The sequence below is a fragment of the Mesorhizobium sp. ORM8.1 genome (assembly GCF_053005525.2).
This window is the reverse complement of the sequence record NZ_CM132600.1, coordinates 4242999-4259430: the sequence shown is the minus strand read 5'-3', so window position 1 is coordinate 4259430 and position 16432 is coordinate 4242999. Positions and strand designations below refer to the sequence as shown.

The 16432-nt window shown below is 64.7% G+C and carries 10 protein-coding genes and 1 pseudogene; 7 read left to right on the top strand and 4 right to left on the bottom strand.

Going from position 1 to position 16432, the window contains the following annotated elements:
• Window positions 1-76: 76 nt before the first annotated feature.
• The 3 genes from ACVDG8_RS21390 (at window position 77) to purH (ending at window position 4510) form a co-directional block, all read left to right on the top strand.
• Window positions 77-901: an AraC family transcriptional regulator gene (locus tag ACVDG8_RS21390; RefSeq protein ID WP_447256473.1), complete on the top strand. Its 825-nt coding sequence runs from the start codon at window positions 77-79 to the stop codon at window positions 899-901.
• A 173-nt stretch (window positions 902-1074) separates the two neighbouring features.
• Window positions 1075-2799, top strand: coding sequence for a heparinase II/III family protein (locus ACVDG8_RS21385; RefSeq protein ID WP_455707204.1), 1725 nt, complete (start codon window positions 1075-1077; stop codon window positions 2797-2799).
• A 94-nt stretch (window positions 2800-2893) separates the two neighbouring features.
• Entirely contained in the window at window positions 2894-4510 is a 1617-nt protein-coding gene (gene purH, locus ACVDG8_RS21380; RefSeq protein WP_447256471.1) for a bifunctional phosphoribosylaminoimidazolecarboxamide formyltransferase/IMP cyclohydrolase, read from the top strand.
• Between the two features lie 40 nt (window positions 4511-4550).
• Here purH and ACVDG8_RS21375 read toward each other — a convergent pair.
• Window positions 4551-5938 (bottom strand): annotated as a pseudogene (locus ACVDG8_RS21375) (MFS transporter).
• A gap of 142 nt (window positions 5939-6080) precedes the next feature.
• On the bottom strand, window positions 6081-10772 hold the full coding sequence (locus ACVDG8_RS21370; protein ID WP_447257406.1) for an NAD-glutamate dehydrogenase: 4692 nt from the start codon (window positions 10770-10772) through the stop codon (window positions 6081-6083).
• On the opposite strand from ACVDG8_RS21370, the gene ACVDG8_RS21365 reads away from it, so the two are divergent.
• The 3 genes from ACVDG8_RS21365 (at window position 10677) to ACVDG8_RS21355 (ending at window position 13513) form a co-directional block, all read left to right on the top strand.
• A complete protein-coding gene (locus ACVDG8_RS21365) occupies window positions 10677-10898 on the top strand; it encodes a hypothetical protein (protein ID WP_447256469.1) in 222 nt (73 codons plus the stop codon). The two genes, ACVDG8_RS21370 and ACVDG8_RS21365, sit on opposite strands and share 96 nt — an antisense overlap.
• Window positions 10899-10998: 100 nt before the next feature.
• The gene (locus ACVDG8_RS21360) at window positions 10999-11562 is read left to right on the top strand and encodes a peroxidase-related enzyme (RefSeq protein WP_447256468.1); all 564 of its coding nucleotides are present in this window, start codon (window positions 10999-11001) and stop codon (window positions 11560-11562) included.
• Window positions 11563-11692: 130 nt separating this feature from the next.
• A complete protein-coding gene (locus ACVDG8_RS21355; protein WP_447256467.1) occupies window positions 11693-13513 on the top strand; it encodes an aromatic amino acid ammonia-lyase in 1821 nt (606 codons plus the stop codon).
• Between the two features lie 84 nt (window positions 13514-13597).
• Here ACVDG8_RS21355 and ACVDG8_RS21350 read toward each other — a convergent pair whose 3' ends face one another.
• Window positions 13598-14209 (bottom strand): LysE family translocator, encoded by a 612-nt coding sequence (locus ACVDG8_RS21350; protein ID WP_447256466.1) that lies wholly within the window; start codon window positions 14207-14209, stop codon window positions 13598-13600.
• A 598-nt stretch (window positions 14210-14807) separates the two neighbouring features.
• Between ACVDG8_RS21350 and ACVDG8_RS21345 the strand changes: the two genes are divergently transcribed.
• The gene (locus tag ACVDG8_RS21345; RefSeq protein ID WP_447256465.1) at window positions 14808-15434 is read left to right on the top strand and encodes a DUF1062 domain-containing protein; all 627 of its coding nucleotides are present in this window, start codon (window positions 14808-14810) and stop codon (window positions 15432-15434) included.
• A 55-nt stretch (window positions 15435-15489) separates the two neighbouring features.
• Here ACVDG8_RS21345 and ACVDG8_RS21340 read toward each other — a convergent pair whose 3' ends face one another.
• On the bottom strand, window positions 15490-16413 hold the full coding sequence (locus ACVDG8_RS21340) for a LysR family transcriptional regulator (RefSeq protein ID WP_447256464.1): 924 nt from the start codon (window positions 16411-16413) through the stop codon (window positions 15490-15492).
• Between the last annotated feature and the right edge of the window lie 19 nt (window positions 16414-16432).

Sequence of the window (16432 nt, the reverse complement as noted above, 5' to 3'; positions counted from 1 at the left end):
TTTCGATTTCGGCAAAGAATGTCTATTGTTACGGCAATTGCCCATGGACAGAAGTAGTCGCCTGGACTTTTCGCTCATGCCGGATCGACAATATGCTCTATACCGCTCACCGCCGGCCGCGATGGCCGGGCTGTCCGTGACGGGGATCGGCCGGCATCGCGTCAGCCAGGTTATCGTCGAACGAAAGCTTCCGGACTTTGCCGCCGTGCTGGTCGAGGAAGGGCAAGGCTGGCTGGAAACGAGGGCAGCAGGCAGGCAGGCGATTGCCGCCCCCAGCCTGTTCTGGCTATTTCCGGGCAAGACGCATTCCTATGGACCCGATGACGCCGGCTGGAGCGAGCGCTGGGCGCTTTTCACGGGCGTCTTGACGCGCGATTTCACGCGCATGCGGCTGATCGCCGAGCAGGCTCCCGTCGTTGCCTTGTCGGACCTTGGCGGCATGCAGCTTCTGTTTGACCGGCTGCATGCGCAACTGTCGCTGGATAGCGCGCTCAGCCAGGCGGAAGCCGCCGCGACGCTGCATGGATTGGTTTTGCATGCCGCCCGGCAAGCGACCGGTCAGAGCGCCAGCGCAACGGGTCGCGATTTTCAGCTGGCGATCGATGCACTGCGCACCCGCGCCGCCGAATCGCTCGACCTCAAGGCATTCGCCGCGGAATTTGCAATGTCGCCGGCGACGCTGCGTCGCAAATTTGCGCAACAGACGGGGCTGTCGCCGAAAGCATTCCAGTTGCGCATCCGGCTCGACCTTGCCAAGCAGCTGCTGGTGGCTTCCGATTCGCCGGTTGAAATCGTGGCGGCGGCGGTCGGCATCCACGACGCCTTTTATTTCTCCCGGCTGTTTCGGGATCGCGAGACATGCTCGCCGAGCGAATTCCGGCGCCGCCACAAGAGAGGCTGAACGACGGCGCAACCGGCGCTCAAGCAAGGGTATGATGCCGGAAAGGCACGACTTTTTCTGGGACGACCGGCCTGGACCAGCGTGAAGCGATTCACTTCGGCGAAATCCGCCTTCGCATAAGTTCTTGAATCATATAAACTTGTCCTTGGGGTAGAGGACGATCAGGAGGGCTTTTGGCACTTGCTGCCGGCAGCACGACGCGTCTATGGACGCTTGTCGCGAAGGAGTTCTGGCGCAAGACGCGCCGGCGTTTGCGCGCCGGGCCCGTCTATCGCTGGCGCTATTCCGGCCGCACGCCCGAACGTGTCCTGATCGCGCCGCCGGATCTCAGGCTCGCCGATCCGCAGATCGCGCTCGAGATCTATTATGGCCGCTATCCGTTGTCCGGCCACCTGGTCGAGACCGGCGGCAGGTCGCCGTTCCAGCTCAACGTGCCCAACCGTGGCTGGCAGAAATCGCTGCACGGCTTTCGCTGGCTGCGCCATATGCGGGCCACCGGCACCGAGCTTGCCGCCGCCAATGCCAGGGCGCTGGTGTCCGACTGGATCGCCATGCACGGCAACCAGATATCGGGTGTCGCCTGGGAGCCGGGCACCACCGCCAAGCGGGTGATCGCCTGGCTGCAGCATTCCTCGGTTGTGCTGCAGGGCGCCGAATTCCCCTTCTATCGGGCTTTCCTCAAATCGCTTGCCGTCCAGATCCGCTATCTCCGTTCGATGGCGCGCGAGATGCCGGATGGCGAGGGCCGACTGCGCGCCCGCATCGCGCTGGCATTCGCCGCGCTGTCCCTGCCGGCGCCGGCATCGGCATTACGCGCCGCGACGCGCAATCTGGCCGAGGAGCTGGAGCATCAGATCCTTCCCGACGGCGGCCACATCTCGCGCAAGCCGATGGCGGTGCTGGAGCTGCTGGCCGACCTTCTGCCGCTGCGCCAGACTTATGCCAACCAGGCCGAGACGCCGCCGCCGGCGCTGATCGGCGCCATCGACCGCATGCTGCCGGCGCTGCGCTTCTTCCGCCACCAGGATGGCAGCCTTGCCCGCTTCAACGGCATGGGCGCCACCATCCATGACCGCATCGCCACCATCATGCGCCACGACGACACCGCCGGCGCGCCGCTGCTGCACGCGCCGCATTCCGGCTATGAGCGCTTGTCGATGGGCGGCGTGACAGTGATTGCCGACACCGGCCTGCCGCCGCCGGTCGACGTCTCCAATGCCGCGCATGCCGGCTGCCTCGCCTTCGAGCTGTCGTCAGGGCGCCAACACTTTATCGTCAATGCCGGCATCGACACTTACGGCGCCGCCGAATTCCGGCCGCTGGCCCGCGCCACCGCCGCGCATTCGACCGCCACGATCAACGACACCTCGTCGGCGCGCTTCAGCCATTCGTTGCGCGTCAGCGACCTGCTCGGATCGCCGCTGATCGGCGGCCCGCAGCATGTGCCCTGCAAGCGCCTCGACCAGAAGGGCGTGCATGGCTTCGTCGCGCGCCACGACGGCTATGCCGCGCAGTTCGGCTTCCTGCACGAGCGGGAGCTGAAGCTGACCAGCAACGGCAACGTGCTTGCCGGCCGCGACCGTTTCCTGCGGCCGGGCGGCGGCGCGATCCGCAACAATGGCCGCGACTTCGTTACCGTCCGCTTCCATGTGCATCCCGACATCACCTTGATGCAGGACGAGCACGACCGGCTGACGCTTGCCGCCGCGCAGGGAGACACCTGGGTGTTCACCTGCGCGGAAGTGGCGCCCGAGGTCGAGGAATCGATCTACTTTGCCGGCCTCGGCGGCCCGCGCCGCAGCCGGCAGATCGTACTGGCCTTCAAGGCCTCGGAGGTTGCCGAGGTTCACTGGCAGCTGACGCGCACCGACATCGCCGGCTATCCGGAAAACAACTGAGTTCCGAACAAATCCGCCTCGAAGCTTGATTTCCGGGGCTTATATGCTAGGGCCGGCCAACACTCTTCCACCAGCTCTGAAAGGCCGCCCGCCCATGGCCGTGCCCACCAAGAACATTCCGGCGCCCGACCTCGTTGCGGTCCGCCGCGCGCTGCTTTCCGTCTTCGACAAGACCGGGCTGATCGATCTGGCCAAGGGGCTTGCCGCGGCTGGCGTCGAGCTGGTCTCGACCGGCGGCACGGCCAAGGCGATCGCCGAGGCCGGCCTGGCGGTGCGCGACGTTTCCGACCTCACCGGCTTTCCCGAGATCATGGACGGCCGGGTGAAGACCTTGCACCCCTCGGTGCATGGCGCGCTGCTCGGCATCCGCGACGATGCCGACCATGCCAAGGCGATGCGCGATCATCACATCAAGCCGATCGACCTCGTGGTCTCCAATCTCTATCCGTTCGAGGAGGTCCGCCGTTCCGGCGCCGATTATGCCGCGATCGTCGAGAACATCGATATCGGCGGTCCGGCGATGATCCGCGCCTCGGCCAAGAACCACGCCTACGTCGCCATCGTCACCGATCCGGCCGACTACGCGTCCGTGCTCAATGCGCTGGAGATGAATCTCGGCTCGCTGTCGCTCGATTTCCGCAAGATGCTGGCCGCCAAGGCGTTTGCCCGCACCGCGACCTATGACGCGGCGATCTCCGGCTGGTTTGCCGAGGCGCTCGACATCGAGCATCCGGCCTGGCGCGCCTTCGGCGGCCGCCTCGACCAGGTGATGCGCTATGGCGAGAACCCGCACCAGAGCGCGGGGTACTATCTGTCGGGCGACAAGCGTCCAGGCGTCGCGACCGCAAGGCAGCTGCAGGGCAAGCAGCTTTCCTACAACAACATCAACGACACCGACGCCGCCTTCGAGCTGGTCGGCGAGTTCGATCCCGCCCGTTCGGCGGCGATCGCCATCATCAAGCACGCCAACCCGTGCGGCGTCGCCGAAGGTGACACGCTCAAGGCAGCCTATGCCAAGGCCTTGGCCTGCGACCCGGTTTCGGCCTTCGGCGGCATTGTCGCCATGAACCGCACCCTCGACGCCGAGTCGGCACAGGAGATCGTAAAAACCTTCACCGAGGTCATCATCGCGCCCGAAGCGACCGAGGAGGCGGCCGCGATCGTCGCCACGAAAAAGAACCTGCGCCTTCTGGTCACCGGCGGACTGCCGGACCCGCGCGCTGCAGGCGCCATCGTGAAGTCCGTCGCCGGCGGCCTGCTCGTGCAGAGCCGCGACAACGCCGTGGTCGACGACCTCGAGCTCAAGGTGGTGACCAAGCGCGCGCCGACGCCGGCCGAACTGGCCGACCTCAAATTCGCCTTCCGCGTCGCCAAGCACGTCAAGTCGAACGCTATCGTCTATGTGAAGGACGGGGCGACGGTCGGCATCGGCGCCGGCCAGATGAGCCGTGTCGATTCCTCGCGTATCGCCGCCCGCAAGGCGCTCGACGCGGCGGAAGCCGCAGGCTTGACCGAACCGCTGACCAAGGGCTCGGTCGTCGCTTCCGACGCCTTCTTCCCCTTCGCCGACGGCCTGCTCTCGGCAATCGAAGCCGGCGCCACCGCGGTGATCCAGCCCGGCGGCTCCATGCGCGACGACGACGTGATCACCGCCGCCGATGCGCATGGCATCGCCATGGTGTTCACGGGCGTAAGGCATTTCAGGCATTAAGTTCTTTTTTCCTTCTCCCACAAGGGGAGAAGGAGAGGCGCTAGCCCTTCGGCTTGTCTGCCGGATAGGGCGTTCCCACCAGGATCGCCATGCCGATGCCGAGGAACAGGATGATCGCCGCCATGCCGAGCCGCGGCGAACCGCTGATCGTGGTGATGGTCGCCACCATGAACGGCGCCAGGAAGCTGGTGGCTCGGCCGGCCAGCGCATAGATGCCGAAATAGCGGCCGGATTCGGCAGCCGTTACGCTGCGCGCCATGTAGGAGCGTGACGAAGCCTGCACCGGGCCGAAGGCAAGCCCGATCAGCAGACCGTAGAGAATGTAGGCCTTCTCGGCCGCGGTGCCGAACAGGCCGCCGGAATCGGCAGTCGACAGCGGGATCAGGCCGAGCAACGTGAAACCTGGTCCGGTCGAGACGACACCGATGGTGGCGACCGACAGCATCACCAGCGCGACCATTACAACGTGCTTCGAGCCGAGCGCGGTATCGAGCCGCGCCGCGATCCAGCAACCGAAGATGGCAACGACGTTGAGGATGATGCCGAACAGGCCGATCTCGGTGATCGACCAATGGAACATGCCGGCCGCGAACGTGCCGCCAAGCGCGAGCAGCGCATTGACGCCGTCCTGATAGATCATGCGAGCCAGCAGGAAGCGCAGGATGCCGCTGCGCTGGCGCACTTCAGCAAGCGTCGACTTCAGTTCGGACAGACCCTCGCGCACCGCCGGCCGGATCGGGATGCCTTTGACGGCGTCGGGCGTGAAGAAGAACATCGGCAGGATGAACAGAAAGTACCAGCCGGCCGACATCGGCCCGGTGAAGCGGGCGTCCTCACCCAGCTTCGGATCCAGCCCGAACAGCGGATCGAGGCCGATGAGCGTCTTGCCGGTTTCCAGATTGCCGGCGAGGAACAGCACGACGAAGATCAGCGCGATCATGCCGCCGAGATAGCCGAGCCCCCAGGCCATGTTGGAGATCCTGCCGATCTCGGCCTTCGGCACCAGCCGCGGCATCATGGAATCGTTGAACACGGTCGAGAATTCAGCCGCCACCGAAGCCAGCGAGAACAGCAGCACGACCAGGAACAGGTTCGAACCGGGCGCCGCGAACCACAGCAGACTGAGACTGGTGATCTTGATCGTCGCGAAGAAGGCGATCCACGGCTTGCGCGGCCCGGTCTGGTCGGCGATCGAGCCGAGCACGGGCGACAGCACCGCGATGACCAGGCCGGCGGCGGCGATGCCGTAGCCCCAGGCCGCCTGGCCGCTGGTCGGGTCGCTCGCCATGCGCGAAACGAAATATGGACCGAAGATGAAGGTGGTGACGACGGTGAAGAAGGCTGCGCCGCCCAGTCGAAGAACATCCAGCCCCAGATGCCGCGCCCCGATGCTCGCTGCACTGTCTCTACCGTCTCTACCGCCACCATGCTGATTCCCCTAGCGCCCGCCCCGCCCAGTCGGGTGCCATGTCTGCATGTTTTCGGGCAGCGATGCAAATGAACAAGCGCCGCCGCTTGCCGCCTTGGATTCCTCACCCCTACGCAGTGGGGGAGAGGAACCAGGCCTTACTCAGATCCCCGTCAGGTCGCTCATCAGGCCCGACGCCACCGACAGCCGCGACACTGTGATGTCGCCGCCTTCGGTCAGCGCCTGCAGCCGCTCGCGGATGCGCGCGACGCGCTCGCCTCCGGCTTCCAGCCAGGCTGCCACCGGATCCGCTGCCTTGGCGTGAGCGGTCAGCGCCGCCACCGCGATGCCGCGCCGCGCGGCGCCGATCGTGTCGGTGGCGCGCGACAGCGCCAGCTGGTCATAATAGTCCGGCGGCATGATCGAGCGTGCTGCCTCCTCGACGCGCGGGATGCGGAAGGCATCGCTGACGGCAAAGAAGGCCTTGGCCGCGTTGACGATGTCGGCGTTGGCCATGCGCGCGGTGAGTGCGACATCCGGGATCAGCTCGGCCACCTCGGTCAGAGCGAGCTTCTCGGCCAGTTTCTCCGGCGCGCCGCCCTTGAACAACCCGTGGCGACGCTCCTCGATGCGCTCGCGCGAGAAGGCCGGCAGCAGCGAGACGAACTTCGGCTCCAGCGTCTTGCGCGCGTCCTGCAATTCGGCGATGCGCTGCGCCAGCGGCGCCGAGCCGGTGTCGTTCTTCAGGTACCAGCCGCTCGTCACGAAGATAAGCCGGCTAATCGACTGATAGAGGTCGATCTGGACCTGCCCGTCGATCTGATTGTCGAGCGCGTCGATCTCCTTGTAGAGCGAAGGCAGCGCGAAGCCGTCCCGCACCACGGCGAAGGTGCGCACGACGTCGGCCACGGTGCGGCCTGTCGCTTCCTGCAGCCGGTTGACGAAGGATGGGCCGCCGCGGTTGACGAGGTCGTTGGCGGTGACGCGCGTGATGATTTCCCGGCGCAGCCTGTGGTCGCGGATCTCGCCGGCGAACTCCTTCGCCATGCGTTCCGGGAAATAGCCCATCAGGTCGCGGTCGAAATGCGGTTCGTCCGGCACGTCGCTGGCAACCATGTCGGAGAACAAGACGATCTTGGCATAGGCAAGCAGCACGCCGAGCTCGGCCCTGGTCAACGGCTCGCCGCGCGCTTCGCGCTCGGCAAGAGCGGCTGGCGAGGGCAACGTCTCGACCGTGCGGTCGAGCAGGCCGCGGGCTTCCAACGCCGTCATGAACCGCGCCTGGTGCGCGATGTCGGCCAGACCGCGCTTGCGCGCCAAGGACAGCGCCAGTGTCTGCTGGTAGTTGTTGGACAGCACCAGCGCGCCGACTTCATCGGTCATTTCAGCCAGCAACTTGTTGCGCGCCGGCCTCGTCAGCGATCCCTTGCGCATGGCCGAGGCCAGCGCGATCTTGATGTTGACCTCGACGTCGGAGCAGTTGACGCCGCCCGAATTGTCGATGGCGTCGGAATTGCAGCGGCCGCCATTCAGGCCGAACTCGATGCGCGCCCGCTGTGTGACGCCGAGATTGGCGCCCTCGCCAATCACCTTGGCGCGTAAATCGAACGCGGTGACGCGGACGGCGTCGTTGGCGCGGTCGCCGACATCCTGGTTGGTTTCGCCCGAACCCCGGACATAGGTGCCGATGCCACCGAACCACAAAAGATCGACCGGCGCCTTGAGGATGGCGTTCATGATCTCGACCGGCGTCGCGGTCGTCTTGGCGAGCCCGATCGCGGCGGCTGCCGCTGCCGGCAGCGTGATCGATTTCTGGTTGCGCGAGACGATGACGCCGCCTTCCGACAGCTTCGACTGGTCATAGTCCTGCCAGGACGAGCGCGGCAGCGCGAACATGCGCACCCGCTCCGCCATCGAGGCCGCCATGTCCGGATCGGGATCGATGAAGATGTCGCGATGGTCGAAAGCAGCGATCAGCTTGGTCTGCGGCGACAACAGCATGCCGTTGCCGAACACGTCGCCCGACATGTCGCCGACGCCGACGACAGTGAAGGGCGAGGTCTGGATGTCGCGGTTGATTTCGCGGAAATGCCGCTTGACCGCTTCCCAGGCGCCCTTGGCGGTGATGCCCATTTTCTTGTGGTCGTAGCCGGCCGAGCCGCCGCTGGCGAAGGCATCGTCCAGCCAGAAGTGATGCTTTTCCGAAATGGCGTTGGCGGTGTCGGAGAAGGTCGCCGTGCCCTTGTCGGCGGCGACGACGAAATAGGGATCGTCCTTGTCGCGCCGCACAATACCTGCCGGCGGAATAACGCCGTCGACGCCGATATTGTCGGTGATCGACAGCAGGCTGGAGACAAAATTCTTGTAGGCCGAGGTGCCGGCTTCGAAGATCGCGTCGCGGCCGGCGCTCATCGGCAGCTTCTTCGGATAGAAGCCACCCTTGGCGCCGACTGGCACGATGACGGCGTTCTTGACCTGCTGCGCCTTGACCAGGCCGAGCACCTCGGTGCGGTAATCCTGGGCGCGGTCCGACCAGCGCAGGCCGCCGCGCGCCACCGGGCCGAAACGCAGATGCACGCCCTCGACTTCCGAACCGTAGACGAAGATCTCGCGCCACGGCCGCGGCGCCGGCAGTCCTTCGACCGCCTGCGAGTCGAGTTTGATTGCCAGCGACTGCCCCTTATCCTTCGTATCGGCAACGAAATGATTGGTGCGCAGCGAGGCTTCGATCAGATTGAGGTAGCGGCGGATGATGGTGTCGTCATCGATGTTGGGCACCTCTTCCAGCGCATCCTTGATCTTAGCCTTGAGGTGCTTGGCAGCGACGACGCCGTCGCCCTCCGCCGTCGGCCCGAGCCGGGCGACGAACAGCGCGTGCAGACCACGCGCGATCTCCGGATAGCGGTTGAGCGCGGCGGCGATGAAATCCTGGCTCTGCGGAATGCCGGCCTGCTGCAAATAGCGGCCATAGGCGCGCAGGATGGTGATCTCGCCGGACCACAGACCGGCGGTCTGGGCAAGCCCGTTATAGCCGTCGTTATCGACGTCGCCGCGCCACACCGACAGGAACGCGTCCGCGAACAGCGCGCCGCCGTCAGTCAGATCGATCGGCTTGCCGTAGCTGTTCTCCAGCTCCATGTCGTGCACGAAGACAGTATCGCCGCCGTCTTCGCCGACCTCGAACGTGCGCTCGCTGATGACGCGGAAGCCGATGTTTTCAAGCACCGGCACGCGCCGCGACAGCGCCACCGGGCTGCCGAAATGGTAGATCTTCAGCGCCGCCTGATGCGGCTTCTGGTCGGCATGGCGATAATAGTCGATGGCGATCGGGTTGGCGGCGTTGATCCCCGCAATACGCCCGGCGTCGGTGAGCGCCACGGCGGCCGAGAAGGAATCGCGGTAGCTTTCGGGGAAGCGCGCCGCGATTGCTTTCAGCGCCGGATCGCTGCCTGCCTGTTCCGCCGCGTCGGAGAGGGCATCCTCCCAGGTGCGGACGATGTCGCGGATCGCCGCTTCGATGGTAGCCTGCTCGACCTTGGGTGTTTTGCCGCCAGAGCGGCCGATGATGAAATGAACGCGCGCCAGCCCGCCCTCGGGGAAGGCCGGATAATAGGCCGACAGCCGGCCTTCGAACACGGTTTTGAGATAGGTGCCGACCTTCTCGCGCACGACGCTGTCATAGCGGTCGCGCGGCACGAAGACGAGGATCGAGACGAAACGGTCGAACTGGTCGACACGCACGAGTGCCCTGACGCGTGGCCGTTCGATCAGGCCAAGAATGGCGACGGCATGCTTGCGCAGGATGGGAATGGGCACCTGGAAAAGCTCGTCGCGCGGATAGCCTTCCAGGATGTTGATCAGCGCCTTGCCGGAATGATCGTGCGGATCGAAGCCGGATTTCGAGATCACGGTCTCGGTCTTGGAGCGCAGGTATGGGATCTTCATCACCGAGCGCGTGTAGGCCGTCGAGGTGAACAGGCCGACGATGCGCAACTCGCCGGCGAGCGCGCCTTTCGAGGTGTAGGTCTTGATGCCGATATAATCGAGATAGATGCGGCGGTGGACCAGCGACTTGGCGTTGGCCTTGGTGACGATCAGCGGCTCCGGCCCGTGCAGGAAGGCACGGATTTCCGGCGTCGTCGTCACGGCTTCGGTGCCGCGTCTGAGCACCAGCACATCCGGATCGGAGAGAATGCCGAGACCGGGCTTTTCGGCGCGCTCCAGATTGCCGCTTTCCTCGCCGCCGACATAGCTGAACTCGCGCATGCCTAGGAAGGTGAAATTGTCGTCGCGCAGCCATTCGAGGAAGGCGATCGCCTCGGCGACGCTCTTCTTGTCGAGCGGCACTGCCGAATAGCGGAATTCAGAAATCGCCTGGTCGAGGCGGGCGAGCATGCGCTTCCAGTCAACGACGGCGGCGCGCACCTGGCTAAGCATCTTGCGCAGCCGCTCGGTGAGATTTGCCGCCTGCTCGACGGTCAGCCGGGGAATATGGACATGGACGACGCTCAATCGGTCATGATCATCGTCCTCCTTGCCGCTGTCGCTAAGCACCTCGACGCCGGACTTGCCATGGCGGACGGTGACGATCGGATGAGTGACCAGCGTCGGCTCACCCGATGTCTCGGTGATTTCGCCGAGAATCGAATCGAACAGGAACGGCATGTTGTCGTTGACGACGGTGATCACCGATACCGGTCTGCCGTTGCAGGCAACGCCTGGATCGGCTTCCACGGCGACGACGCTCTCGCCCTTTTTATGGGCGGCGACCGCCCGGCCGGCGAGCTCGGCGGCGCGTTCGAGGTCGGCCGCGTCATAGACGGCAACGTCTTCGGCCGGCGCGCGGGCAAGCAGGTAGTCGGCAAGCCTTGCGGGTCTCTCCTCCGCCTTGGCGGCGGCGCCGGCTTTTTCTTCGGCTTGGATTTCACGCTGGCCATGACGCTAACTCCCTCCCGTGGCATGCTTTTGCGGCTATGGTAGCCAGATGACCGCTGTTTGGCGACAAAGGTTTGACGGCGCCGCAAGAAAAATCGCGTGACCGGCCGAAGACCGCCATCCGCATGTGCGAGGAGAATGAGACATGACCGGCAAAATCACCGCGCTCGACCTGGTCCAGGCGGAGCTCAGCGAGGCGACCAAGGCCTATTTCGCCAAATGCCAGGAGAAGCTCGGCCTCGTGCCCAATGTGCTCAAAGCCTATGCCTTCGACGAGAAGAAGCTGCGCGCCTTCACCGACATGTACAACGATTTGATGCTGGGCGATTCCGGCCTGTCGAAGCTCGAGCGCGAGATGATCGCCGTGGTGGTGTCCTCGATAAACCACTGCTTCTACTGCCTGACCGCGCATGGCGCGGCCGTGCGCCAGTTGTCGGGCGAGCCGGCGCTGGGCGAGATGATGGTGATGAATTTCCGCGCCGCCGATCTTTCACCGAAGCAGACGGCGATGCTCGAATTCGCAGTCAAGCTGACCGAAGAGCCGGCTAAAATCGTCGAGGCCGACCGAGCAGCCTTGCGCCACGCCGGCTTCTCCGACCGCGACATCTGGGACATCGCCTCGACCTCTGCCTTCTTCAACATGTCCAACCGCGTGGCCGCCGCGATCGACATGCGGCCGAACGCCGAGTACCACACCATGGCCCGATAGGGCCACGCTGCCATCTCCGTCGGTCCTGCGGCCATCCTGCGTTGACAGGTCCATTCGAGCAGCTAGTCTTTTCAGGAAATAAAATTTCCAATGGGTGAACTCGTTCCTGAACCCTCGGATGGGAGCCGTCATGCTGGACCGAATTGCCAGGCCCAAACTCTTTCTCTGCGCCCTCACTCTCATAGCCGGTCTCGCCGCGTCGCCGGCACGGGCCTTCGAGGCGTCGACGGTCTACCAACCCATTTTCGAGACGGCCGCCAGCAAGACGGTAACGCTGACGGGGCATGACCTGACCATCGACCAGGTCATCGACATTGCGCGCCATGGCGCCAAGGTCGAGCTCAGCCCGGAGGCGCTGCAACGCTCAGCCGACGCCTATGGCCTGCTGCTGGAAGGCGCTGCCGAAGGGGTGACGATCTACTGGTTCAACCGCGGCGCCGGTGATCAGCGCGAAACGGTGATCTTTTCCGGCGATCCGACCTCGCCCGAAAACACGAAGCTTCTCCAGGACCAGCAGCTTGCCCGCTTCAAGGGGGGCGTGAACCGCGGCTACGGACCGGAGCTGCAGGAAGAAGCGCTGGTGCGCGCCATCATGGCGATCCGCGCCAACACCATGTCCTACGAGGCGGCGAGCCCGCAGCTGACGCATATGCTTGTCGATATGCTGAACAAGCGCGTGACGCCTGTCGTGCAGTCGCGCGGCACGCTTGGCGAAGGCGATCTGGCGACGCTCGGCAACATCGGCGCCGCCATGGTCGGCGAAGGCGACGCCTATCTCAACGGCGTTCGCATGCCCGCCGCGCAAGCCCTGTCGCAAGCCGGCCTGAAGCCGCTCGAACCTTTCGCCGTCGACCAGGCGGCGCTGATCAGCACCAACGCCTACGCGCAGGCGCAGGCAGTGCTCCTGCTCGAGGATGCTCGAAACCTGCTGGAGTGGACCGACCTCAGCTACGCCATGGGTCTCAACGGCATGAACTCCAGCGTGACGCCGATTTCGGCCCCGGTGCAGTCGATGCGGCCCTATCCCTGGCTGACCTGGGACGCCGCCCGGGTCATGGACATGATCAAGGGCAGCTATCTGTTCGACGAGGATCCTGCCCGCATCATTCAGGATCCGGAAAGCATGCGCGCCTCCAGCCAGCGCCAGGGTTCGGCATGGCAGGCTTGGGCGGATCTGCGCGATTCCGTGCTGCTTTCCATCAATGCCTCGGATCACAACCCGGCTGTGCTGCCCGGCTTGACGCCGCAAAGTTCGCCGGAGCTGAGTACACCGCAATTCATGAAATACTACATCAAGGGCGGCAAGCTGAGTAACGGCAAGTCGGGCTACATCTTCTCCAACGCCAATTGGGACCCCTATCCGATGGCCAACCAGGTCGAGGCTCTGACCAATGCCCTGACCAATCTCGGCGTTGCCGTCGCGCAGCGCATCGAGCGCTTCCGCAACCCCTTCTTCACCGTGGTCAAGCCGGCCGACGTGCTGAAACCCGATGAGCGCAAGGACATACCGGGCTTCGATGGCTATCTGCCGACCGATCTGTGGCAGGAACTGGCCGACCTCGGCGCGCCGGTGACGCCGAACGGCCAGGCCATCGTCGCCACCGTCGAGGATCTCGAGGCGCAGACCCGCATCAAGACGCAGCGCGCCCGCGAGGCGGTGGACGTGTCGTTTCACCTCGTGGCGCAGGACCTGTTGACGGCAAGCTACTGGATGGAGATCCGCAAGGCGCAGAACCCTGAGCGGAAATTCGGCGACGCGCCGACAGCGGCGCTTGCGGCGCTGCGCCAGATCATCCCCTGGCACCAGGCGGCATCGGAACGGCAAAAGCAGCCGCTCGGCATGGTCGCCTATGACTTTATGCAGGAAAATCCGGCCGCGAAATTCTTTCCCGGCGGACCACAGCCGCCGAAGAGTGCGGCCGCCCCAACGGCCGGCGTGCTGCCGAAATGAGCAATTCCAAGAAAAGTGTGAAACGGTCGAGTTCGGCGACTTCGCCGTAGCCCTCCGTCGGGAATTGCGCCAAACAAAAAGGCTTCAGCGTGCGGCGATTGCCGCGGCAGCACCGGCCATCGTGGTGGCGCTGACGCGGTTGGCGATCCTCATGGCGCGCTTGCTCTTCAGGAGCTTGCGCGCCTGCGACGCCGCCAGCACCCAGGCAAGGTCGATGACGACCAGCACGATAGCCATGGTGACCGTCAGCTCGACCCAGCCGACCACGCTCACAGAAGCGAGATCGATGATGGTCGGCAGCAGCGCCAGATAGAACATCATGATCTTCGGGTTGCCCAATGTTACCGCCATGCCGGCGAAGAACAATTTGAGCGGAGAATCCTCGCGCGGCATTTCGCCTTCCCTGGCGTCGACCGGCGCTGTCCACATCTTGAACGCCAGATAGGCGAGATAGGCGACACCCACCCATTTCACGACGACAAAAGCGTAATGGAAGGTCTGCGCCACCACCGCCAGCCCAAACACCGCCAGTGACAGCCAGATGCCTTCGCCGATCCACATCGCGAGCAGGAACGGAAACACATCGCGAAAACCCTTCGAGATCACCCGCGCCACGAGGGCCGCGATAGACGGCCCAGGCGAACCGGCCGCGACGAAGAGGGCGGCGGCGAAGATGAGCAGCGATGTCAGGTGCATGGCGGGGGTCTCTGCGTCAGGGGCTCGATCAACCACAAATACTCGAGAGCTGGGGTTCTGGCAAAGGCAACCCGACACGGGCCATTGGCGCTGGCATACCAAGGCTTGATTCCTCGCCCCCGCAAAGCGGGGGAGAGGTGGCCGCGAAGCGGTCGGAGAGGGGCCAGCGGCGCTGGTGATTTGCGCCAAATTCTTGCGAACGCCGAGACTTCCCCCTCCGTCTCGGCTTCGCCGAGCCACCTCCCCACTCCCGTGGGGCGAGGAACCCAGGCTTGCGAAGTCCCTTGCCGTTTCCGCGTCTCGCAGCTAGAAGGGCCGTCGCGGAACAATTTTCGAGCTTCACTTTGCCTACGTAACCACCGGTCTCGTCAACTCCCCGACACACCTGATGGCGCCGCATCGCGATGCCTGGTTTCATTTTCATGTGTTCCTCTGGGCGGCGGTTCGAGACCGGTTTGGCACTGCTGAACCGCTGTCGCGCGCTTTCCGCCGGCGACACCTGACTTCACAATCCCGCAGCCTACCGCCACGCCGTGTCCATATGGGCATCTCGACATCGCCGGCCTGATGAACTTCCCGATGGGAAGGGCCTACCGGCATGTCTTCTACCTTGCGCATCCATTGGAGGATCGCGCCCGCAATCACACCTCGACCTCTCATCAACTGCAATCGCTGCGGCGCCGTGAAGGCGTATCGCTGCAGCGGGAAATTCCGCATCAATGCCAATGGCAAACGCATCGACGTGTGGTTGATCTACCGCTGCGTCGACTGCGACAATTCCTGGAATTTCGCCATTCTCGAGCGCTGCAGCCGCCGCGACATCGAGCCGGCGCTGCTTGCAGCCCTTGAAAGCAATGATCCTGCGCTGGCGCGGCGCCATGCTTTCGATGTCGTTGCCCTGCGCCACCAAGTGGGGCGCGTCGAGGAGTTCCCCAATGTCGGCGTGCGCAAGCGGGTGCTCGGCGGCATCAGGGAAAGCACGCTAGCCTTGGAGCTCCAGCTTGGGCTGGAAATGCCGACGTCGCTGCGGCTCGATCGGCTGCTTGCCAACGAACTCGGCATCTCGCGCTCGCGGCTTCAGGCGCTGGAAGAGCGGGGATCGCTGATCGTCGAGCCGGAAGGCGCCAGGGCGTTGCGCAAGCCGGTCCGGGATGGGGCGAGGATCGTGATCGACCTTGCCGGCCACCCCGACAGGGAAGAGATCATCCGGACTGCCGGCACGTGATTCGAACCGATGGTCCGGGTTTTCGTACCAGGCATATCCGTATAGCGGACCGGCATCAGGCATCGGCGGCTGCGGCGCGCTCCGACCGGGCGCGCCGCAGCGCGGCAATCAAGGCGGTAAGGGCCGGCGGCATCTGCTTGCGCGACGGGTAGTAGAGGAAATATCCGGGAAAGGGCGGCGTCCAGTCAGCCAGCAACTGGATGAGGCGCCCCGCGGCGATGTAGGCCCGCGCCTGTTCCTGGAGAACATACGCCATGCCGAGCCCATCGAGCGCGGCTTCCAGCATGAGTTCTGGCTCGTTGAAGGTGAGCGAACCAGTGACCTTGATGTCGAGTGAGCGGTCGTCCTGCTCGAATTCCCAGGCATAAGTCTGGCCAGAAGCCATCATCCGATAGTTTACGCAGCGATGCCCTGTCAGGTCCTGCGGTGTTTGAGGAGCGGGGTGCCTGTCGAGGTAGGAGGGCGAAGCGACCACGGCCATCCGCAGCTGCGGGCCGACGCTGACAGCAACCATGTCTTGCTCAAGCTTCTCGCCAAGCCGGATGCCGGCATCAAACCGCTCGGCGATGATGTCGCGAAGCTGGTAGTCGATCAACACCTCCACCTTGGCCTCGGGATGATCCGCCATGAACCCCGGCAAAACGGGGCGAATCACCGTCTCGTAGGCATGGCGCGTGGCCGTAAGCCGCACGGTGCCCGATACAAGGTTGCGTTCGCGGCCCAACTCGTCCAGTGCAACGCCAATCTCGGCAAGCGCGGGATCGAGCGTCAGCAGCAGACGCTCTCCGGCGGCCGTCACCGACACGCTGCGGCTGTTGCGCTGGAGAAGCCGGAACCCGAGGCGCGCCTCGAGCCCCTTGATCGTGTGACTGAGCGCGGAGGTCGAGCGCCGCAGCTCGGCCGCGGCGCGGGTGAAGCTTCGCAGCCGGGCTACAGTGGCAAAGGCCGCCAGATCATCGAGATTGCCCCGGCTCATCATCCCATTCTGCTCAACGGCT